At 68.3% G+C, this 18947-nt stretch carries 19 protein-coding genes; 7 read left to right on the top strand and 12 right to left on the bottom strand.

Annotated elements, in window-relative coordinates; all coding sequences use genetic code 11:
- Positions 1-12: 12 nt before the first annotated feature.
- Positions 13-534 carry an NUDIX hydrolase gene (locus LI334_RS05695; RefSeq protein WP_227262203.1) on the top strand — a complete coding sequence of 174 codons (522 nt, stop codon included), beginning with the start codon at positions 13-15 and terminating at the stop codon, positions 532-534.
- Here the strand turns inward: LI334_RS05695 and mce are convergent.
- From mce to LI334_RS05675, 4 genes are all read right to left on the bottom strand, one after another.
- Positions 531-917, bottom strand: a complete 387-nt coding sequence (gene mce, locus LI334_RS05690) for a methylmalonyl-CoA epimerase (protein ID WP_227262202.1) — start codon at positions 915-917, stop codon at positions 531-533. The genes LI334_RS05695 and mce overlap by 4 nt on opposite strands.
- A 33-nt stretch (positions 918-950) precedes the next feature.
- Positions 951-2633: an acyl-CoA mutase large subunit family protein gene (locus LI334_RS05685; RefSeq protein WP_227262201.1), complete on the bottom strand. Its 1683-nt coding sequence runs from the start codon at positions 2631-2633 to the stop codon at positions 951-953.
- Positions 2634-2691: 58 nt separating this feature from the next.
- Positions 2692-4017, bottom strand: coding sequence for a permease (locus LI334_RS05680; RefSeq protein WP_227262200.1), 1326 nt, complete (start codon positions 4015-4017; stop codon positions 2692-2694).
- Positions 4018-4095: 78 nt separating this feature from the next.
- A complete protein-coding gene (locus LI334_RS05675) occupies positions 4096-4668 on the bottom strand; it encodes a GNAT family N-acetyltransferase (protein ID WP_227262199.1) in 573 nt (190 codons plus the stop codon).
- Positions 4669-4761: 93 nt separating this feature from the next.
- Here LI334_RS05675 and LI334_RS05670 point away from each other — a divergent pair, with 93 nt between their 5' ends.
- The gene (locus LI334_RS05670; RefSeq protein ID WP_227262198.1) at positions 4762-6735 is read left to right on the top strand and encodes an AMP-binding protein; all 1974 of its coding nucleotides are present in this window, start codon (positions 4762-4764) and stop codon (positions 6733-6735) included.
- Here LI334_RS05670 and LI334_RS05665 read toward each other — a convergent pair.
- From LI334_RS05665 to LI334_RS05645, 5 genes are all read right to left on the bottom strand, one after another.
- Complete coding sequence (locus LI334_RS05665) at positions 6732-7166, bottom strand: NUDIX hydrolase (protein WP_227262197.1); 435 nt, start codon at positions 7164-7166, stop codon at positions 6732-6734. The two genes, LI334_RS05670 and LI334_RS05665, sit on opposite strands and share 4 nt — an antisense overlap.
- A gap of 25 nt (positions 7167-7191) precedes the next feature.
- On the bottom strand, positions 7192-7881 hold the full coding sequence (locus LI334_RS05660) for an acyl-CoA synthetase family protein (RefSeq protein WP_227262196.1): 690 nt from the start codon (positions 7879-7881) through the stop codon (positions 7192-7194).
- 320 nt (positions 7882-8201) lie between these two features.
- Positions 8202-9359, bottom strand: a complete 1158-nt coding sequence (gene dnaJ / locus LI334_RS05655; RefSeq protein WP_227262195.1) for a molecular chaperone DnaJ — start codon at positions 9357-9359, stop codon at positions 8202-8204.
- Between the two features lie 24 nt (positions 9360-9383).
- A complete protein-coding gene (dnaK, locus tag LI334_RS05650; protein WP_227262194.1) occupies positions 9384-11288 on the bottom strand; it encodes a molecular chaperone DnaK in 1905 nt (634 codons plus the stop codon).
- A gap of 138 nt (positions 11289-11426) precedes the next feature.
- Positions 11427-12020, bottom strand: a complete 594-nt coding sequence (locus LI334_RS05645) for a nucleotide exchange factor GrpE (RefSeq protein WP_319799824.1) — start codon at positions 12018-12020, stop codon at positions 11427-11429.
- 84 nt (positions 12021-12104) lie between these two features.
- Between LI334_RS05645 and LI334_RS05640 the strand changes: the two genes are divergently transcribed.
- Together LI334_RS05640 and LI334_RS05635 are read left to right on the top strand one after the other, a co-directional pair.
- Positions 12105-12335, top strand: coding sequence for a hypothetical protein (locus tag LI334_RS05640; protein WP_227262193.1), 231 nt, complete (start codon positions 12105-12107; stop codon positions 12333-12335).
- Positions 12332-13666: a DEAD/DEAH box helicase family protein gene (locus LI334_RS05635; RefSeq protein ID WP_227262192.1), complete on the top strand. Its 1335-nt coding sequence runs from the start codon at positions 12332-12334 to the stop codon at positions 13664-13666. Before LI334_RS05640 ends, LI334_RS05635 begins: the two co-directional genes overlap by 4 nt.
- Here the strand turns inward: LI334_RS05635 and LI334_RS05630 are convergent.
- Positions 13663-14028: a hypothetical protein gene (locus LI334_RS05630; protein WP_227262191.1), complete on the bottom strand. Its 366-nt coding sequence runs from the start codon at positions 14026-14028 to the stop codon at positions 13663-13665. The two genes, LI334_RS05635 and LI334_RS05630, sit on opposite strands and share 4 nt — an antisense overlap.
- 72 nt (positions 14029-14100) lie before the next feature.
- Here LI334_RS05630 and LI334_RS05625 point away from each other — a divergent pair, with 72 nt between their 5' ends.
- Together LI334_RS05625 and LI334_RS05620 are read left to right on the top strand one after the other, a co-directional pair.
- Positions 14101-15600 carry a DUF790 family protein gene (locus LI334_RS05625; protein ID WP_227262190.1) on the top strand — a complete coding sequence of 500 codons (1500 nt, stop codon included), beginning with the start codon at positions 14101-14103 and terminating at the stop codon, positions 15598-15600.
- Positions 15601-15660: 60 nt separating this feature from the next.
- Positions 15661-16608: a M23 family metallopeptidase gene (locus LI334_RS05620; protein WP_227262189.1), complete on the top strand. Its 948-nt coding sequence runs from the start codon at positions 15661-15663 to the stop codon at positions 16606-16608.
- Here LI334_RS05620 and LI334_RS05615 read toward each other — a convergent pair.
- Together LI334_RS05615 and LI334_RS05610 are read right to left on the bottom strand one after the other, a co-directional pair.
- Positions 16553-17056 carry a DUF7122 family protein gene (locus tag LI334_RS05615; RefSeq protein ID WP_227262188.1) on the bottom strand — a complete coding sequence of 168 codons (504 nt, stop codon included), beginning with the start codon at positions 17054-17056 and terminating at the stop codon, positions 16553-16555. The two genes, LI334_RS05620 and LI334_RS05615, sit on opposite strands and share 56 nt — an antisense overlap.
- The gene (locus LI334_RS05610; RefSeq protein ID WP_227262187.1) at positions 17053-17958 is read right to left on the bottom strand and encodes an RsmB/NOP family class I SAM-dependent RNA methyltransferase; all 906 of its coding nucleotides are present in this window, start codon (positions 17956-17958) and stop codon (positions 17053-17055) included. Before LI334_RS05610 ends, LI334_RS05615 begins: the two co-directional genes overlap by 4 nt.
- An 82-nt stretch (positions 17959-18040) precedes the next feature.
- Here LI334_RS05610 and LI334_RS05605 point away from each other — a divergent pair, with 82 nt between their 5' ends.
- Positions 18041-18787 carry a proteasome assembly chaperone family protein gene (locus LI334_RS05605; protein ID WP_227262186.1) on the top strand — a complete coding sequence of 249 codons (747 nt, stop codon included), beginning with the start codon at positions 18041-18043 and terminating at the stop codon, positions 18785-18787.
- Positions 18788-18947: the final 160 nt, after the last annotated feature.

Below are 18947 nucleotides of genomic sequence, written 5' to 3'. Positions count from 1 at the left end.
CTAGACCCTGGAATGGACGACCCCGAACACGACGTGGAACGAGTTCTGAACCGGCTCGAAGACGTCCACGGGGAGATTCCGGTTCACCACGAGTCCACGCCGGTGCCGCGCGAGATGTACGTCGAGTGCATGAACGCCGCGGACAACGGCGAACTCGGTGGCGTCCGCGTGCTCGTCTCGCACGAAAACGAGTTCCTGCTCGTCCGCGAGGACGGCGGCGACGCCTGGGACGCCCCCGGGGGGAGTCTCTCCCGGAACGACACGCACGCCACCGCGGGCACGCAGCACGTCGCCGACCAGGTCGGCATCGAGTGCACGGTCGTGGACGCGTTCGCCGCCATCGAGCGCGAGTTCACGCTCGTGGACGGCGGCGAGGGCGTCACCGGCCTCTGGGTGTTCTTCGAGGCGGAGACGTTCGAGACGGACATCGCGACCGGCCCCGACATCGAGGACGCGCGGTGGTTCTCCCGGCCGCCGACGGAGGTCGGCCCCCACCTCTCGGAGCGCCTGTCCCTCGCCGCCGGCGACGACTAGTGTTCGACGTACTCCACGAGCACGCCGCCCGTGTCGCGGGGGTGGAGGAACGCGACCGTGTGCCCCCACGCGCCCGCCCTCGGTTCTTCGTCCACGAGTGAGACGCCCTCAGCGCGGGCGTTCGCGAGCGCGTCCTCGATGTCGTCCGTGACGAACGCGACGTGATGCATCCCCGGCCCGTTCTCCGCCAGGTATCGTCCGATAGTCGTCTCCTCGCCCGTGGGTTCGAGGAGTTCGAGGTAGGCGTTCCCGAGGTCGAGAAAACAGACGTTCATCCCCTGGAAGGCCTCCTCGTGAACGAGGTCGGCGTCGAACAGCGAGACGTACTGTTCCGCGAGGCTGACGGCGTCCTGAGTGGCGACGCCGACGTGGTCGAGACGCATACCTCGAACTGGCGGGCGACGGCCCGATAAAGGTTAGAGTGCGGTGCCGGGCTGGTACTCGCCGAACACGTCCCGAAGGACGTTACATATCTCGCCGACCGTCGCGTACGCCTTCACGGCGGCCACGATGTACGGCATGAGGTTCTCGTCGCCCTCCGCGGCCTCCCGGAGCGCCGCGAGGCGTTCCGCCACCGCGTCGTCGTCCCGCTCGGCCTTCACGGATTCGAGGCCCTCGATTTTGCGTTTCTCGTCCTCCTCGGTGACCTCCTCGATGTCGACTTCGGGTTCCTCGTCCACCTCGAACTCGTTCACGCCGACGATGGTGCGCTCGCCGTCCTCTATCTCCTGCTGGCGTTCGTACGCCACGTCCTGAATCTGGCGCTGCACCCACTGCTGCTGGATGGCGGACAGCATCCCGCCCTTGTCGTCCACGGTGTCGAGCAGGTCGAACGCTTCGTCCTCGATGTCGTCCGTGAGGGATTCGACGTAGTAACTGCCGGCGAGCGGGTCGATGGTGTCCGCCGCGCCGGACTCGTGCGCGAGAATCTGCTGGGTTCGGAGCGCCGTCCGAACCGACTTCTCCGTCGGGAGCGACAGCGCCTCGTCCTTCCCGTTCGTGTGCAGGCTCTGCGTCCCGCCGAGAACCGCGGCGAGCGCCTGGTACGCGACACGGACGACGTTGTTCTCTATCTGCTGGGCGGTCAGCGTGGAGCCGGCGGTCTGCGTGTGGAACTTCAACTGCTTCGACTGCGGGTCGTCGGCGTCGAAGCGCTCCTCCATGATTTGCGCCCACATCCGGCGGGCGGCGCGGAACTTCGCGGCCTCCTCCAGGATGTTGTTGTGGGCGTTGAAGAAGAAACTCAGCTGGGGCGCGAAGGAGTCCACGTCGAGGCCGGCGTCGAGCGCGGCTTCGACGTACTCGATGCCGTTCCCGAGCGTGAACGCGACCTCCTGGGCGGCCGTACTGCCGGCTTCGCGGATGTGGTAGCCGGAGATGGAGATGGTGTTGAAGTTCGGCGTCTCCCGCGCGCAGAACTCGAAGATGTCCGTGATGATTCGCATCGACGGCTCGGGCGGATAGATGTAGGTGTTGCGCGCGACGTACTCCTTGAGCACGTCGTTCTGGATGGTTCCCCGGAGTTCCTCGCGGTCGACGCCCTGCTTGTCGCCGACGGCGATGTACATCGCGAGCAACACGGAGGCGGGCGCGTTGATGGTCATCGACGTGCTGACTTCGTCGAGCGGGATGCCGTCGAACACCTTCTCGAAGTCCGCGAGCGTGTCGATGGCGACGCCGGACTTCCCGACCTCGCCCGCGCTCATCGCCGCGTCCGAGTCGTACCCCATCTGGGTCGGGAGGTCGAACGCCATCGACAGCCCCGAGGAGCCCTGGTCGATGAGGTAGCGGAATCGCTCGTTCGTCTCCTCGGGCGTGCCGAAGCCCGCGTACTGCCGCATCGTCCAGAGGCGGCCGCGGTAGCCCGTGGAGTAGACGCCGCGCGTGTACGGGTCTTCGCCCGGGAACCCGAGGTCGTCCGCGTAGTCGAGGTCGCTCACGTCGTCCGGCGTGTAGAGGCGCTCGACCGTCTGCCCGCCCGTGTCCGTGTCGAACTCCTCCTTCCGTTCACCGAACCGGTCGAGAACGGGGTCGAGCGTCTCCGCTTCCCACTCCGATTTCGCCTCGCGGATACTCGCGAGGTCGTCGTCGTCGAACATACCTCGGAGAACGGGCGAGGTCGCCTTAATGGTTGTACGTTAGGGAACCCGGGGGCGGTCAGTCGCTTCCGTGCGCGTGACCGCCGCTCCCGCCGTGGTCGGCCTCGTCACCGCCGGTGCGGTGGAGGTAGTAGAGCGCGAGGAAGCCAGCGGTGGCGAGGACGTTGAGCGCGGCCTTGTAGTTGAGTTCGATGGAGATGCGTTCGACGGTCGCGCTCGCGGGGTCGGGGATGAGGCCGAGGAGGTCGAACGCGATGTGGACGATGACGCCGGTGACGACGGCGGCGACGAATATCATCGCCGAAAGGACGGCGGCGAACGTGGTGCCGTAGTACTCCCGGTAGGCCTGCATGATGGGCGGAATGATGAGGTCGGCGTAGATGTAGGAGAGCACGCTCCCGAACGGGAGGCCGCGCGTCCAGAGAATCGCGCCAAAGGGGACGTTCCCGACGGAGCAGACGAACGTCGCGATACCGACGACAGCGCCGAGGATTGCCGTCCAGAAGACGTACGTGTACTCGCCGACGATGGGGCCGGCGAAGACGGCGTGCCAGACGGAGTCCGGGACGAACCCGGCGATGAGGCCGGCGAACACGAACCCGATGGCGATCTCGTCCCAGAGCATCCCCCACTCCTTGAGTTGCTTGTCCGCGAGCGCGCGCCACCCGGAGAGCGAGGTCGCCTGCTCCCAGACGGTGGTGTCGGCCTCCTCGGGGTTCCAGCCGCGTTTACAGGACTCGGAGCAGAAGTAGTAGGTCGTGCCCTCGTACTCGATGGTGTGCTCGGTCTCGTCGGGGTCGACTTCCATCCCGCAGTTCGGGTCGCGGACGGTGGTGTCGTCGGAGGCGTGCTCGCGCGCGGACTCCACGACTTCGTCGGGGACGAACCGGAACCCGACCGCCATCAAGCCGATGAGGACGACGCCGCCGACGAAGTCCGCGACGACGAACTCCCAGCCGAGCAGAATCCAGATGACGAACCCGATTTCGATGACGAGGTTCGTCGAGGCGAACATGAACGCGCCCAGACTGGCGGCGGCGCTCGCGCCCTTCTTGAAGAGGTTCTTCGACGTCGCGATGGCGGAGTAGCTACACGAGGAGGAGACGAACCCGAAGAACGTCGCGGTGCCGAGCGAGCGGACGCCCGCGCCTTCGAGGTGCTGGGAGATGTCCTCCTCGGAGAGCCAGGCTTCGACGCCGCCGGCGATGGCGAACCCGAGGACGAGCGCCCACCACGTTATCCACGCCATCTCCACCGCGGTTCGCACGGTGTCCTCCGCGCCCGTGAGGAGGTACGTGTCGAGCGGTTCGGTCGACGCGATCGCGCCCCCGGCGACGATGAGGGCGGCGAACGCAACCATGATGAGGTAGTCGCGTCGCTCCATAGCGTATGAAAGACACGCCCCGTTTACGCCGTTTGGGGCTTAGAAACCGAGGGTGAACCGGCGCGGATTCTTGGGTCGTTAGCCGCCCGTGTCGTACTTGTAGGTCGCGGTGTCCGCGTCGATACCGAAGTCCTCGGCGGTCTCCTGGGGTTCGTCCTCGCCCTCGTCGGAGCGGAACCGGCGGCGGAGGCGGCCCGGGACGGAGAACGCGTCGGCGTCGAGAACGAGCGGAACCGCGTCCTCGCCCTCCGTCTCCCGAACCTCGGAGAGCCGGCGAACCAGGGGCTCGGGGAGCGTCGATTCGTCGATGCGCTCGAACCCGAACTGCTCCAAGTACGCGGGTTCGGTGGTGAGCGAGAAGACGCGGTCGAACCCCTGGTCTTGTGCGGACTCGACGAGGCGTTCGATGACGTGCGCGCCGACCCCGCGGCCGCGCCAGTCGGGGAGGACGCCGATGTTCGTGAGTTCGCAGACGGACGTGTCGTCGCCCGAGTGGACGCGGAGCCGGCCGAACCCGGCTTTCTCTCCCGTTTCTTCGTCCACGGCGAACACGTAGTCCCGGGAGCGGAAGGCCGGATCCGGCATCCCGAACTCGTCCAGCCGGTCCAGCAACCACACCTCCTCGTGTTTCTCCGCGGGCCTGACGTGCATACTCGACACGTCCTGCCCGCGCATCAAAAGCGTTCCTCCGCCCGGCCCGGCGAGCCCCCTGAGTATAAGAAAGACCCGGCAGAATTTGCGCGCATGGAGTCACTCGACGACGTGAACGAGGTGGTGCACGAACCCAGTGAGGCGTTCGCGGACGCGACGAACGTCCGCGCGTTCATGCGGGAGTACGGCATCGACAGCGAAGCCGACCTCCGCGAACAGGCCGCGCGCGACCTCGACTGGTTCTGGGGCGAACTCCCAGACTACCTCGGACTCGACTTCTACGACGGCCCCGACGCGGTTCGCGACGCGTCCGACGGCCCCCAGTTCACGGACTGGTATCCCGGCGGCTCGCTGAACATCGCGCACAACACCGTCGACCGACACGCCCGCCGCGACTCCGGCACCCGGAACCACGTCGCCACCATCTGGGAGGGCGAGGACGGCGAGGTTCGCGAACAGACCTTCCACGACGTCTACCGGGAGTCGAACCAGGTCGCGAACGCGCTCGAAGAACGCGGCGTCGGCCGGGGCGACACCGTCGCTCTCTACATGCCGATGGTGCCCGAGGTCGTCTCCATCCTCTACGGCGTCTTCAAGGTCGGCGCGATTGCGGTGCCAATCTTCAGCGGGTTCGGCGTGGACGCGACCGCCACGCGCATCGCCGACGCCGAGTGCAGCGTGCTGTTCACCGGCGACGGCTTCTACCGCCGCGGGAGCGAAGTCCGCCTCAAGGACGGCGCGGACGACGCCATCGAACAGGCCGGACACGTCGAGCACACCATCGTCTTCGACCGACTGGGAACCGGGACGGACGACCTCCCGTGGGACGACGACCGCGACGAGTGGTGGCGCGAGGCCGTCGCCGGCCAGTCCGGCGAGTACGACACCCGGGAGATGGCGTCCGCGGACGAGTCGATGCTCCTCTACTCGTCCGGCACGACCGGGAAACCGAAGGGCATCGTCCACACGCACGCCGGCGGCCTCGTCCAGCCCGCAAAGGAGATTCACTTCAACTTCGACCACAAGCCCAGCGACCGCTTCTTCTGGGTGAGCGACATCGGCTGGATGATGGGGCCGTGGACGCTCATCGGGAACCACGCGCTCGGCGGCACGGTCGTGATGTACGAGGGCGCGCCCGACCACCCCGAACCCGACCGGTTCTGGGAACTCATCGACACCCACGACGTGACGACGTTCGGCGTCAGCCCCACCGCGGTTCGCGCGCTCCGCAAGCACGGCGACGACTGGCTGGACGTCCACGACCTCTCCAGCATCCGCATCCTCGGCTCCACCGGCGAACCCTGGGACCCCGAATCCTGGCGGTGGTTCCACGAACACGTCGGCGGCGGCGACGCGCCCATCATCAACATCTCCGGCGGCACCGAGGTGTTCGGCTGCTTCCTCGCGCCTCTTCCGACCGAACCCCTCAAACCCTGCACGCTCGGCGGCCCCGGCCTCGGGATGGACGTGGACATCGTGAACAGCCAGGGCGACTCGATAGCGGACACCGGCGACCGCGGGTTCCTCGTCGCGCGCGCCTCCTGCCCGTCGATGACCAGGAGCCTCTGGAGCGGCGACGACCGCTACCTGGAGGAGTACTGGAGCAACTTCGAGGACGTGTGGGACCACGGCGACTGGGCGCAGAAGGACGCCGACGGGTTCTGGTTCCTGCACGGGCGCGCGGACGACGCGCTCAACGTCGCCGGCCGGAAGGTCGGCCCCGCTGAAGTCGAGGGCGCGCTCATCGACCACGACGCCGTCACGCAGGCGGCCGCCGTCGGCGTCCCCGACGATACCACCGGCGAAGCCGTCGTCGCGTACGTCATCCTCGCCGACGGCTACCAGCCGTCGGACGCGCTCCGCGAGGAACTCCGCGAGCAAGTCGGCGACGAACTCGGGAAGCCGTTCAAACCCCGCGAAATCCTGTTCGTGGACGAGTTCCCGAAGACGCAATCGGGGAAGATAATCCGGCGCGCCATCGAGGGCGCGTACACCGGCGAGGACATCGGCGACCTCTCCAGCATCGAGAACCCGGACGCGCTCGCGAAACTGAAGGAAGCCCGCTAGAGAACGCCCGCGAGGCTCTCCGGGTAGACGGTTCGGTCGTCCAACGAATCGATTTCGACCCACTCGACGGGGAACGTCTCGTCCAGTTCCGGCTCTTCTCCCACGAACTCGTCGCGCTCGTACGGCCAGTCCTCGACCGTCTCGCCCTCGTAGAGCCGCCACACCTCGTGGCCGCGCTCGCCGTCGAACTCGAACGCGCGCTCGAACGTCCCCAGCCGTCGCTCGACGGTGAACTCGACGCCGAGTTCCTCCGCGAACTCACGGACGACGGCGTCGCGGCTGTGTTCGCCGAACTCGAACCCGCCTCCCAGGGGGCGGTAGAACGCCTCGCCGGTCTCGGGGTCGTGGTGGCGCGCGAGCAACACCTCGTCGCCGCGTCGGAGGACGCCGAGCGCGACCGGTCGGATGTCCCGCCACGTCTTCTCGGGCATGGACGCGAACCCAGCCACAGAGCGGCTATAAGCCTTCGGGAACCCGGGCGGGGGCTATCGTCCGGGATTCGGGCGCGTCGCTCGTCGCGACGGCGACCGTGCCGGTGGCGTCACCGTCGGGGAGCAGAAGCGTCGCGCCGGCGAGCAGGGGCGCGACGACGCCCGCGACGACCGTCCCGGGATGTGTGAGGGGCGCGCGCACCGCGACAGTGTCGTCGCTGTCGTAGTCGAGGCGGCGCGCCGCGTCCAGCAGGACGGCGTGCGTGTAGCGGTCGTCGGTGGCGAGCGCGACCGCGTCACCGCTGAACGACACCGGCGGGAACGCGGGGTTCTCGCTCCACACGTCCCGCTCGAAGTGCGCGCGACTCGGGTCGTCCGGACGTTCGCCGTACCCGACGTACTGGCCGCCCGCGGGGAGCGACACGTCGTCGAGCAGGCCGGTGGGTGCGACGTACGCGCGGGCGTCGAGTTCGGCGGTCGCGCCGAATCGGACGCGCGCGCCGAGCAGGGTCGCGCCGAGGAACGCGAACACGGCTTCGGGCGCGCGGTCGTCCGCGACGGCGACCGTCGCGTCCTCGTGGACGCCGCGATGCCGGAGGAAATTCCCCGTCTTGAACGCCGTCTGCCGGAGTTCGCGGCGGTTGTACTCGCGGGGCGGCGCGCGGAGTGCCGCGGACTCCGGGAGGTCGTTCACGAGGTCGTACAGCGTCTCCATGGTGGAGAGTAGATGTCGCTCGGGATTAATCCGACGCACTCGGGGGCTACCACATCGCTCACCTCGATTCGCGTGCGGGCGAGCGATGGATTTCGCGAACCCCACACGCGACGACGGTCACGTCACACCGCCGAGTGGCCCCGGGATGGTATTTGAAGGTTCGCAGGGAGACGCGGGCGGAGTGTTCGCGCGAACGAGCGACTCGAATAGTCCGGTAGTTCGAGCGAGTCCGGCGCGGCTTCGCCGCGTCCATTTTTAGTGGGTTTTTGCTGCGAGCGGTTTGGTTCGAGAGAGCCGAACCCGAGCAGGAAAAACGTCCGTTAGAAGGAGTTCTTGAGTTTCTCGAAGAAGCCCTGTTCGACGTCGATTTCTTCGCCGCCGGCTTCGGCGAAGGCTTCGAGGGCGTCGCGTTGCTCCTCGTTGAGGCTGTCGGGGGTGACGACCTGGACGGTGACGTAGAGGTCGCCGTGGCCGCGCCCGCGGAGATGCGGCATTCCCTTGCCCTGGAGGCGGAAGCGTTCGCCGCTCTGCGTGCCGCTGGGGAGGTCGAACTCGGCGCTTCCGGTGACGGTGGGAACCTCGATGGTGTCCCCGAAGGTCGCCTGGGGGAAGCTGATGGCGTGGCGGTGGTGGAGGTCGTCGCCGTCGCGCTCGAAGTCGGGGTGGTCGGTCACGTCCACTTCGATGAGGAGGTCGCCGTTGGGCGCGCGGCGGTCGCCGGGCGCGCCCTCGCCGTCCATGCGGAGGGTTTGGCCGCTCCGGATGCCGGCGGGGACGTTCACGGTGAGCGTGGCGTTGCGTTCGACTTCGCCCTGCCCGCCGCACGTGTCGCAGTTCTCGCTGTAGAGTTCACCGTCGCCGCCACACCGCCGGCAGGTCTGGGTCTGCTGGACGCGGCCGAGCGGCGTCTGCTGGGTTCGCGTCGTCTGCCCCTGGCCGTTACACTCCGGGCACGTCCGCACGTCGGCGTCCTCGGGGTGGCCGGAGCCATCGCAGTCCGGACACTGCTCGGGTCGCCGGACGGTGACCTGTTTCTCGACGCCCTCGTAGGCGTCCTCCAGGTCGATACTGAGCCGGGTGCGGAGGTCTTGACCGGGCTGGGGGCCGCCGCGACCGCCCTGGCCGCCCATCCCGCCGAAGAACTGCTCGAAGATGTCGTTCATCCCGCCAGCACCGCCCTGACCGCCGAACGGACCGCCAGCGCCGCCCATGCCGCCCTGGCCGCCCTGGCCGTCGAACCCGCCGCGCTTCTCCGCCTGCGTGAACCGCTCGTGGCCGAGCTGGTCGTACGCCTGCCGCTTCTCGTCGTCCGTCAGGACTTCCTTCGCCTGCTGGAGCTTCTTGAACTGCTCCTCGGCGTCGGGTTCGTCGCTCACGTCGGGGTGATACTTCTTCACCTGCTCCCGGTACGCCTGCTTTATCTCGGACTCGTCGGCGTCCCGACTCACCCCGAGCACGTCGTAGTAGCTCTCAGTCATCGATGCTGACGAGTGAACGGATGGTTAGTTGTCCTCGTCCTGCGGTTCGTCGTCCTCGACGTCCTCGAAGTCGGCGTCGACGAACTCCTCGCCGTCGCCGCCTTCAGCGCCCATACCTCCGGGGCCGGCCTGACCGCCCATGCCGCCCATACCAGCGCCCGCGCCGCCGGCCGCGCCGGCCTGCGCCTGCTGTTGGTAGGCCTGCTTCCCGATTTCCTGGAGTGTCTCGGTCAGGTCTTCGGTGGCGGATTCGAGGTCTTCGGTGCTGGCGTCCTCGTCGTCGAGCACGTCCTCCACGTCCGAGATGGCGGCTTCGACGTCCTCGCGGGTGTCGTCGTCCACGAGTTCGTCGTTCTCGTCGAGGAGTTTGTTCGCGCGCTGCACCGCGGACTCGGCCTCGTTCCGGGCCTCGATGTGTTTGCGGCGTTCCTCGTCCTCTTCTTCGTGCTTCTCGGCTTCCTCCTGCATGCGCTCGATCTCGTCGTCGCTGAGACCGGCCCCGCCCTCGATGGTGATGTCCTCCTTGTTGCCCGAGCCCTGGTCTTCGGCTTCGACGTTCACGATGCCGTCGGCGTCGATGTTGAACGTCACTTCGATCTGGGGCGTGCCGGCGGGCGCGGGCGGGATGCCGGAGAGCTGGAAGGCTCCGAGGAGTTCGTTCTCCTCGGCGATTTCGCGCTCGCCCTGGAAGACGCGAATCTGCACGGAGGTCTGGTTGTCGGCGGCGGTGGTGAACACCTTCGACGCCTCGGTCGGGATGGTGGTGTTCTTCTCGATGAGGCGCTCGAACAGCCCGCCCTTCACCTCGATACCGAGGCTCAGCGGCGTCACGTCGAGCAAGACGATGTCGTCCACTTCGCCGGAGAGCACGCCGCCCTGGACGGCCGCGCCGAGCGCGACGGCCTCGTCGGGGTTGACGTTCTTCTTCGGCTCCTGGCCGGCGAGTTCCTCGACCTTCTCCTGCACCTGGGGCATCCGTGTCGAACCACCGACGAGCACGACTTCGTCGATGTCGTCCTTGGTGAGGTCGGCGTCAGCGAGCGCCTGCTCCGTCGGGCCGACCGTGCGCTCGATGAGGTCGGACGTGAGGGATTCGAACTTCGCCCGCGTGAGGTCTTTTTCGAGGTGGACGGGCCCGGAGTCGGTCGCCGTGATGAACGGGAGGTTGATGGTCGTCTCCTTTCGACTACTGAGTTCGATTTTCGCTTCCTCGGCCGCGTCCTTCAGCCGCTGGAGGCTCTGGCGGTCGTCGCGGAGGTCGATGCCGTGTTCGTCCTCGAACTCGTCCGCGAGCCACTCGATGATGGCTTCGTCCCAGTCGTCGCCGCCGAGGTCGTTGTCGCCGTTCGTCGCGAGGACTTCGTGGTAGCCCTCGGCCATTTCGAGCACCGAAACGTCGAACGTCCCGCCGCCGAGGTCGTAGACGAGAATCGTCTTCTCGTCGCCCTCGTTGAACCCGTACGCCATCGAGGCGGCGGTGGGTTCGTTGATGATGCGCTCGACTTCGAAGCCCGCGATTTCGCCGGCGTCCTTCGTCGCCTGCCGCTGGCGGTCGTTGAAGTACGCGGGGACGGTGATGACGGCTTTCTCGATGTCGTCGCCGAGGTAGTCCTCGGCGTCGCGCTTTATCTTCTGGAGGATCATCGCCGACACCTGCTCGGGCGTGTACTCCTCGCCGTCGAGTTCGACCGTGTAGTCGTCCTCGCCCATGTGGCGCTTGATGGACGCGATGGTCTGGTCGGGGTTCTGGACGGCCTGGTTCTTCGCGGGTTTGCCGATGAGGCGTTCGCCGTCGTCGAACGCGACGACGGAGGGCGTGGTGCGGTCGCCCTCAGAGTTCACGATGATTTCGGGGTCGCCTCCCTCCATCACGGCGAACGCGCTGTTCGTGGTACCGAGGTCGATACCGAGAATTTTCTCGCTAGCCATCTTGGTAGCGAATAAGCCGCGCGTTTCGTTTAAACCTTGCTAGTGTGAACGCCTACCACGACCGCCGTACTCCTCGAAAACGAGCGTTTCGGGCCGCGCCGCCGCCCGCCGTCACTACCTTTATGTCGAAGCGGTAGGCTACTCGTCCGCGACGGTGACCTGCGCGGGCCGCAACACCTTCCCGCCCATCTCGTAGCCGGGCCGATAGAGGTCGACGACCGTCCCCGCGGACTGGTCGCTCTCGACTCGCATCATCACCTCGTGGCGGTTCGCGTCCACGTCCGTCCCGGGGTCGGGCGCGATTTCCTCGACGCCCTCGTTTTCGAGCACGCGGTCGAACTCGGAGAGCGTCATCTCCACGCCCTCCCGGAGCGACTCGGTGTCGTCCGTGTCCTCTTCGAGCGCTCGCGCGAGGTTGTCCCGCACGTCCAGCAAGTCCTCCACGAGGCCTTCGGTCGCGCGCTCCTCTATCTGCGCCTGCTTCTTCTTCGCGCGCTTCTTGTAGTTCTGGAAGTCCGCCTGCACGCGCTGTGCGCGCTCCTCCAACTCCTCGACCTCCGCTTCGAGGTCGGCGGTCTCCGCGCGGAGTTCGTCGGCCTCCGCTTCGAGCGCCTCGACCTCGGCGGCCAACGCGTCGTCGTACTCGGCCACGCGCTCCGCGAGCGCCGGCTCGGGCGCATCTCGGCCCGCCTCGACCGTCTCGTCGGCGCTGGTGGCTTCCTCGTCACTCATACCCCGAATCTGGGCCGCCCGCCCGTATAAGGATTTCAGAACGCCACGAGAAAGGCCCATTAGCCGGCGTGCCCGAGTGGGCGTATGAGCGACACGGAACCCGAGTTCACGGCGGCGGGCGTCGGCATCGGTATCGGCGTCGGCCTCTCCATCGGCGTCGCGCTCGGCGTCGCCCTCGACAACCTCGCGCTCTGGATGGGCGTCGGCGTCGCGATGGGCATCTCCTTCTCCCTCGCGTTCTCCCAGGCGGTCGCGGGCGAGGACGAGGAGCGAAGCGACGGCGAACGGGAGGGCGAGGCCGGACGAGGGCAGTGATTCGGCTCTCGTTCGAGGACGGCACGGTGCGCGTGGCGGGCGCGGACGCGCTCGACCTGCCGGGCGTGGAGTCGGACGAGCGAACTGACACCGGCCGCGCGCCCGCGTACCGGTACGCCGCGATTCGGGAGGCCCTGGACGACGCGGGTGCGGCGTACGAGGACGACGTGCTCCGGGACGCGCCGCTTGACGTGGCGTCGTCGTACGAGCTCCGGGAGTACCAGCGCGAGGCCGTCACGGCGTGGCGGGACGCGAACCGCCGGGGCGTGCTCGAACTCCCGACGGGGTCGGGGAAGACCGTCATCGGCGTGAACGCCATCGAGTCCGTCGGGCGGAGCGCGCTGGTGGTCGTGCCGACCATCGACCTGCTCGTGCAGTGGCGCGAGGAACTCGACGCCGAGTTCGACGTTCCGGTGGGCCAACTCGGGGGCGGCGAGCAGGTCGTCGAAGACCTCACGGTGGCGACCTACGATTCGGCGTACCTGCGCGCGGACGACCTCGGCGACCGCTTCGGCCTGCTCGTCCTGGACGAGGTTCACCACCTCGGCGGCGAGGGGTACCGGGACATCGGGCGGCTGTTCGCCGCGCCCGCCCGCCTCGGCCTCACCGCGACGTTCGAGCGGCCGGACGGCGCGCACGAGGTAATCGAAGACCTCGTCGGTTCCGTCGTCTACCGGCTCTCGGCGGACGATTTGGCGGGCACGCACCTCGCGGACTACGACATCAAGCGGCGGTCGGTTCCGCTCACCGACGAGGAGCGCGAGCGCTACGAGGACGCACAGGGAACGTTCACGGACTACCTGGAGGCGTCGAACATCCAGTTCCGGTCGGGCAGCGACTATCAGGAACTCGTGAAGCGCTCGGGGAGCGACCCCGCGGCCCGCGAGGCGCTGTTGGCGAAACAGCGCGCCCGCGAAATCGTCCAGGAGTCCGAGAACAAGGTACGGGAGCTGGAAGGGATTCTCGACCGCCACCGCGGGGACAGAGTCATCGTGTTCACGGCCTCGACCGACCTCGTCTATCGGTTGAGCGAGCGCTACCTGATGCCCGCCATCACGCACGAGACAGGCGCGTCGGAGCGGCGGCGCGTCCTCGACGCGTTCCGGCGCGGCGACTACTCGCGGGTGGTGACGGCGAACGTGCTGGACGAGGGCGTGGACGTGCCGGACGCGAACGTCGCGGTGGTGTTCGCGGGGTCGGGGAGCGAACGCGAGTTCACCCAGCGGCTCGGGCGCGTGCTCCGCCCGAAAGAGGACGGCGGGCGGGCGTTGCTCTACGAACTCGTCTCCGAGGACACGGCGGAAGAACGCGTGGCTGCGCGGCGGCGCTAGTCGTCCTCGGCGCGGCGGACGGTCGCGCTCGCGCTGAACGACTCGACCTCGCTGTACTGCACGTCGTAGGGGACGGTGACGGTGCGGGTCGCGTGCGCGTCGAGCGTCACCTGCCGGAGTTCGACGGACTTCTCGCCGTTCAGTTCCGCGGTGACGTAGACGATTCCGGACTGGGTGGCGTCGCCGGTGTTCGTCACCGTGACGTCGACGCCGAGGCGGCCGTCGTCGAGTTCGACGATGGTGGTGCCGTGCGTGGAGAGCGTGAACTCGGAGCCACCGCCGGACGAACAGCCGGCGAGCCCGCCGACCGCCGCGACGGTGCCGACGGCCGCGCCGCGCCGGAGGAACGCGCGTCGATGCATACGAGTGGGTTCCGTCGTCCGCGGAAAATACTTTCTGTCAGGCTTTTACCCGCCACCGCCCTATCCGGAACCGTGCTGACGAAAGACCTGCTGCGGGTGTCGCGGCGGGGCGGCGGCTACCGGCCTCGGTTCGCGGACGCGGACAGCGAACCGCTCGCCGCGCGCGTCCTCGGCACCTACCAGGGGCACGTCGGGGAACCCCGGCAGGCGCTCGACGACGCGCTCACCGCCCTCGAACGCGAGAGCGAGGACTTCAAGCTCGTCCGGGGGTTCGCGGCGCTCGTCGAGCGCGATTGCGCGTTCGAGACGCGGGCGGACGTGGACCCGGAGCGCGCCCGCCGCGCCGCGTTCCGCGCCGCCGAGGACGTGGGCGTCGTCACCGAGCGCGAGCGTGAGGCGGCGCTCGCACAGGCCGCGGAGCGCCTCGACACCGACGCGGACGCGCTCGACCGGTCGCTGTACGCCGACCGCGAGTCCCGCCAGGTGCTCACGGACGTGGACGCCCGCTGGACGCCCGCGGAACTCGTGGCGCAGTACAACCTCTCGCTCGCACAGACCGCGCTGTTCGACGCGACGGAGGTGCGAGTGCGGACGAGCGACCCGCGCGGACTCGTCTCCGCCGTGAAGCGCCTCGGGTTGCTGTACGAAATCGTGAAAACCGACAGCGGACGCGAGGTCGTCCTCACGGGGCCGGACGCGCTGTTCCGCGCGACCCGGCGGTACGGCACGCGGTTCGCCAGGGTGCTGCGCGCGGTCGTGGACGCCGACGACTGGCAGCTCGACGCCACCATCGACGACCGCGGCACCGAGCGCGAAATGACGCTGTCGAGCGACGACCCCCTGCGCGCGCCCGGCGTCGAACCCGTGACGGACGTGTCCTACGACAGCGGCGTCGAGCGCGAGTTCGCGGCGGCGTTCGAAGGCCTCGACCTCGACTGGACGCTCGTCCGCGAACCCGACCTGCTCGACGCCGGCGACCGCGTGATGATTCCCGACTTCGCGTTCGAGTACGACCACGCCGACTTCCGCGTCTACTTCGAAATTATGGGGTTCTGGACGCCGGAGTACGTCGAAAAGAAACTGGAGCAGTTGGACGCGGTCGAAGAGGAACTGCTCGTCGCGGTGGACGAGTCGCTCGGCGCGGGCGAGGACGTCGAGGTTCGCGACCACCGCGCGATTCCCTACACGGGGTCGGTGCGCGTGAAGGACGTGGTGGGAGAGCTACGTGCGTACGAGGACGACCTCGTGGACGCGGCGGCCGCCGAGTTGCCCGACGAACTCCGACCGGACGCGGACGTGCTCACGCTCTCGGCGCTCGCGGACGAACGCGGCGTGAGCGAGGACGCCATCGAGCGCGTGGTCTTCCCCGACCACGAGCGCGTGGGTCGGACGCTCGTCCGGCCGCGCGTGCTCGACGAACTTGCGAACGACCTCGACGCCGGGATGGCGTTCAGCGACGCCGAGGCCGTGCTCGACAGGTATGGGCTGTCGGACGCGAGCGCGGTGCTCGCGGAACTCGGCTACCGGGTCGCCTGGGAGGGCCTCGGCGGCGGAACGCTCCGCGAGAAGTAGTATCCCGCGCGTTCTCCCGTGGCGCGGTGGGTTTTTGCCGCGTCGCGTCCCGGAGAGGATATGGTGAAGTTCGATCCCGGGTCGCTGTTCTACCTCGGATTCCTCGGCGTCCCGTCCGCGTTCGGTGTCGGCCCGGAGTGGCCGGAGGTGTTCATGCTGTTCTTCCTCTTCGGGTTGTGGCCGCTCGTCGCGCCACTGCTCGCGGGCGGCGACCGCGGACGCTCCGCGCGCTTCCTGCTCTCCCAGGTACTGTTCGAACTGCTGCCGTGGCGGCTCGCGGCGTCGCTCGCCCAACTCGCCGGCCAGCTCGCGCCCCTCGTCCGCTACCGCGGGCGCTTCCCTGACGCGGAGTCGTACGAGCAGTCCGTCCGCCTCACCCTGCCGTTCGAGGGCTCGTGGACGGCCGTGAACGGCGGCGTCACCCGCGACACCTCGCACTCGTGGGAGCTGCTCGCGCAACGCTACGCGTACGACTTCCTCCGGGAGCGCGACGGCGCGACCCACGAGGGGGACGGCGCGGACTGCGCGGACTACCACTGCTTCGGCGAGCCTGTCGTCGCGCCCGCACCCGGAACGGTCGTCCGCGCGACGGACGGCATTCGGGACTTCCCCCGGCCCGGCACCGGCTGGACGGAGTGGCGGACGTGGGACATCCGCGGGAACCACGTCGTCCTCGACCACGGGAACGGCGAGTACAGCCTGCTCGCCCACCTCCAGGAGGACAGCGTGTGCGTCTCCGTCGGCGACGAGGTCGAGCGCGGCGAGCGCCTCGGCGCGTGCGGGAACTCCGGGAACTCCACGGAACCCCACATCCACTACCAGCTCCAGGACACTCCGAACTTCTTCCTCGCCGCCGGGCTCCCGCCGACGTTCAGCGACTTCGAGCGGGAGCGCGACGGCGACCGGGAACGAGTCGCCGCCGGATACGTCACTGCGCCGGCGACGGTCGCGCCTAGAACTCGCGGCGACGGCCCTTCGGCACCATCGACTGAAGCGACCCGTACGTGAACAGGCCGACGCCGATTGGTTCGAGTCCGTCCGCGATGTCGTGCGCGGCGACGAGGTAGCCCCAGTCGCCGTCCCAGTCGAGTTCCTGGTCGTCGCCCGCGAGGAACCGCTCCGCCTGCTCGCGGTTCAGTTCCACGACGTTCCGCGTGGCGTCCCGGCAGAACCGCTGAACGCCCGCGGTCGTCGGCTTCCAGTGCTCCTGGCGCGTCCGGAGAACGTTCAACCCCAGCGCTTCCACCGGAACGGGCAGCTCCGGGTTCGCCGGCAGCGCCCACACGCGCCCCGCGCCCTTCTCCCAGAACGTGTACCCCTCGAATATCGACGCGTCCAGCCCGAACCGATCCGTCCACCACTCCACCACTGCCTCCCGACTGGGGCGGCCCTCGACCTCGCGGTCGGCGGCCGTCTCGGGGAGGCGGTCGAACTGCGTGCTGTCGTTTCCTCTCATAGCGTGAGTTTCGCCGCGAAGAACCCGCCCGTGTCGTTCTGGTGCGGGTAGAAGCGCTTCGCGTTCGCCAGCGACTCGTCGTACGATTCTCCGTTCCACTCGGTGAGGCCGTCGTCGTGGTCGAGCGCGATGTCGTACGGCTCCACCGAGAGCGCGTCGAACTCGCCTAGAATCTCGTCCACGACGGCCTCGTTCTCCTCGGGCGCGAACGTGCACGTCGAGTAGACGACGGTGCCGCCGTCGCGCGTGAGTTCGACGGCGCGCCGCAGGATGTCCGCTTGAAGTCGAGCGAGGTTCCGGCTCGCGCCCGGACTCGCCTCGTCCAGCGCGTCGAGGTTCTTCCGAATCGTCCCCTCGCACGTGCAGGGCGCGTCCACGAGCACGCGGTCGAACGCGTCCACGTCCACCACGGACGGGTCGAACCGGCGCGCGTCAGCGTTCGTCACCGCCGCGCACGTCACGCCGAGACGGTCGGCGTTCCCGCGGAGCGCCGACAGCCGCCCGAGGTTGTCGTCGTTCGCCACCAGGAGTCCCGTGTCGTCCATCAGGTCGGCGAGCTGGGTCGCCTTGCTTCCCGGAGCCGCACAGGTGTCCCAGACCGCCTCGCCCGGCTGGGGGTCGAGGACGCGCGCCGGAATCGCCGACACCTCCTCCTGGCCGTGCACCCAGCCGTGGACGTACGGCCACGTGTTCCCCGGTTTCTCCGTATCGACTTCGAGCACGCGGTCGCTCCACTCGCGGCGCGACACCGCCACGCCCTCGTCCTCGAACGCCGCCACCGCGCGCTCCACGCTCCCCGTAATCGTGTTCACGCGAACCACCGTCGGGAGCGGGCGCTCGCACGCGTCGAGGAACGCCTCGAAGTCGTCGATAATCGACTCGTACCGCCGCATAGCCTCCATTACTAGCGGAGTGGGCGAGCGCGCGCTAATGCGTTTCGCCTCCGCCCCACGAATTATGTGTCCGCCCCCCGTCCCCCCGAGTATGGCCCGAGTTCGCGAGAAGACGGACGTATCCCTCGACGACCCGATGCTCGTGGAAGGACTGCCCGGCGTCGGACTGGTCGGGAAAATCGCGACCGACCTCCTCGTCGACCAGTTCGACATGGAGTACGTCGCCAGCATCGACGCCGACGGCATCCCCCGCGTCGCCATCTACGACGAAGGCAACCGCGGCATCGAACCACCCGTCCGCATCTACGCCGACGAGGAACGCGACCTCCTCGCCCTCCAGAGCGACGTTCCCGTCTCCCGCACCGCCGCCGTCGACTTCGCCGACAGCGTCACCAACTGGCTCACCGACGTGGACGCCACCCCCCTCTACCTCAGCGGTCTCCCCATCGAAGACCAGACGCCCGACGAAATCCCCGACATCTACGGCGTCGCCACCGGGAACGCCGCCACCCTCCTCGACGAGAACGACATCCCCACCCCGCCCGAACGCGGCGTCGTCGGCGGCCCCACCGGCGCACTCCTCAACCGCGCCGGCGAAACCCACCTCGACGCCGTCGGCCTCGTCGTGGAGAGCGACCCCCAGTTCCCCGACCCCGCCGCCGCCAACCAACTCCTCACCAACGGCATCGAACCCATCACCGGCGTCGATGTCAACACCGACGAACTCGTCGACCGCGCCGAAGAAATCCGCGAACAGAAAGAGAAACTCGCCCAGCGCATGCAACAGGCGTCCGAGGAAGAATCCAGTCAGGCCCAGCCGATGCGGATGTTCCAATGAACCGTTTTCCCGCTCGGGTCAGCGCCGCGCGCTGACCGCTCGCGGCAAACCCTTCACGAAAAAGGGCGGTCGCCGGAGGCAACCGGGAATCTCGCGCTCCGCGCGAGAACACGTGGTGGCTGTTTCGTTGACGGCGAACGTTTATCAGTGAGTGGGCGGC

Origin of the sequence: Salarchaeum japonicum (assembly GCF_020614395.1) — an archaeon.
Taxonomy (GTDB): domain Archaea; phylum Halobacteriota; class Halobacteria; order Halobacteriales; family Halobacteriaceae; genus Salarchaeum; species Salarchaeum japonicum.
This window is presented reverse-complemented; position numbering and strand designations above follow the sequence as displayed.

Bases quoted from the DNA above. Each gene is read 5' to 3' on its own strand.
- LI334_RS05615 (WP_227262188.1), bottom strand. From the start codon at position 17,056: ATGAGAGGAAACGACAGCACGCAGTTCGACCGCCTCCCCGAGACGGCC.
- LI334_RS05630 (WP_227262191.1), bottom strand. From the start codon at position 14,028: ATGCATCGACGCGCGTTCCTCCGGCGCGGCGCGGCCGTCGGCACCGTC.
- LI334_RS05670 (WP_227262198.1), top strand. From the start codon at position 4,762: ATGGAGTCACTCGACGACGTGAACGAGGTGGTGCACGAACCCAGTGAG.
- LI334_RS05645 (WP_319799824.1), bottom strand. From the start codon at position 12,020: ATGAGTGACGAGGAAGCCACCAGCGCCGACGAGACGGTCGAGGCGGGC.
- LI334_RS05680 (WP_227262200.1), bottom strand. From the start codon at position 4,017: ATGGAGCGACGCGACTACCTCATCATGGTTGCGTTCGCCGCCCTCATC.
- LI334_RS05695 (WP_227262203.1), top strand. From the start codon at position 13: ATGGACGACCCCGAACACGACGTGGAACGAGTTCTGAACCGGCTCGAA.
- dnaK (WP_227262194.1), bottom strand. From the start codon at position 11,288: ATGGCTAGCGAGAAAATTCTCGGTATCGACCTCGGTACCACGAACAGC.
- LI334_RS05685 (WP_227262201.1), bottom strand. From the start codon at position 2,633: ATGTTCGACGACGACGACCTCGCGAGTATCCGCGAGGCGAAATCGGAG.
- LI334_RS05675 (WP_227262199.1), bottom strand. From the start codon at position 4,668: ATGCACGTCAGGCCCGCGGAGAAACACGAGGAGGTGTGGTTGCTGGAC.
- LI334_RS05620 (WP_227262189.1), top strand. From the start codon at position 15,661: ATGGTGAAGTTCGATCCCGGGTCGCTGTTCTACCTCGGATTCCTCGGC.
- dnaJ (WP_227262195.1), bottom strand. From the start codon at position 9,359: ATGACTGAGAGCTACTACGACGTGCTCGGGGTGAGTCGGGACGCCGAC.
- LI334_RS05660 (WP_227262196.1), bottom strand. From the start codon at position 7,881: ATGGAGACGCTGTACGACCTCGTGAACGACCTCCCGGAGTCCGCGGCA.
- LI334_RS05610 (WP_227262187.1), bottom strand. From the start codon at position 17,958: ATGGAGGCTATGCGGCGGTACGAGTCGATTATCGACGACTTCGAGGCG.
- mce (WP_227262202.1), bottom strand. From the start codon at position 917: ATGCGTCTCGACCACGTCGGCGTCGCCACTCAGGACGCCGTCAGCCTC.
- LI334_RS05665 (WP_227262197.1), bottom strand. From the start codon at position 7,166: ATGCCCGAGAAGACGTGGCGGGACATCCGACCGGTCGCGCTCGGCGTC.
- LI334_RS05605 (WP_227262186.1), top strand. From the start codon at position 18,041: ATGGCCCGAGTTCGCGAGAAGACGGACGTATCCCTCGACGACCCGATG.
- LI334_RS05640 (WP_227262193.1), top strand. From the start codon at position 12,105: ATGAGCGACACGGAACCCGAGTTCACGGCGGCGGGCGTCGGCATCGGT.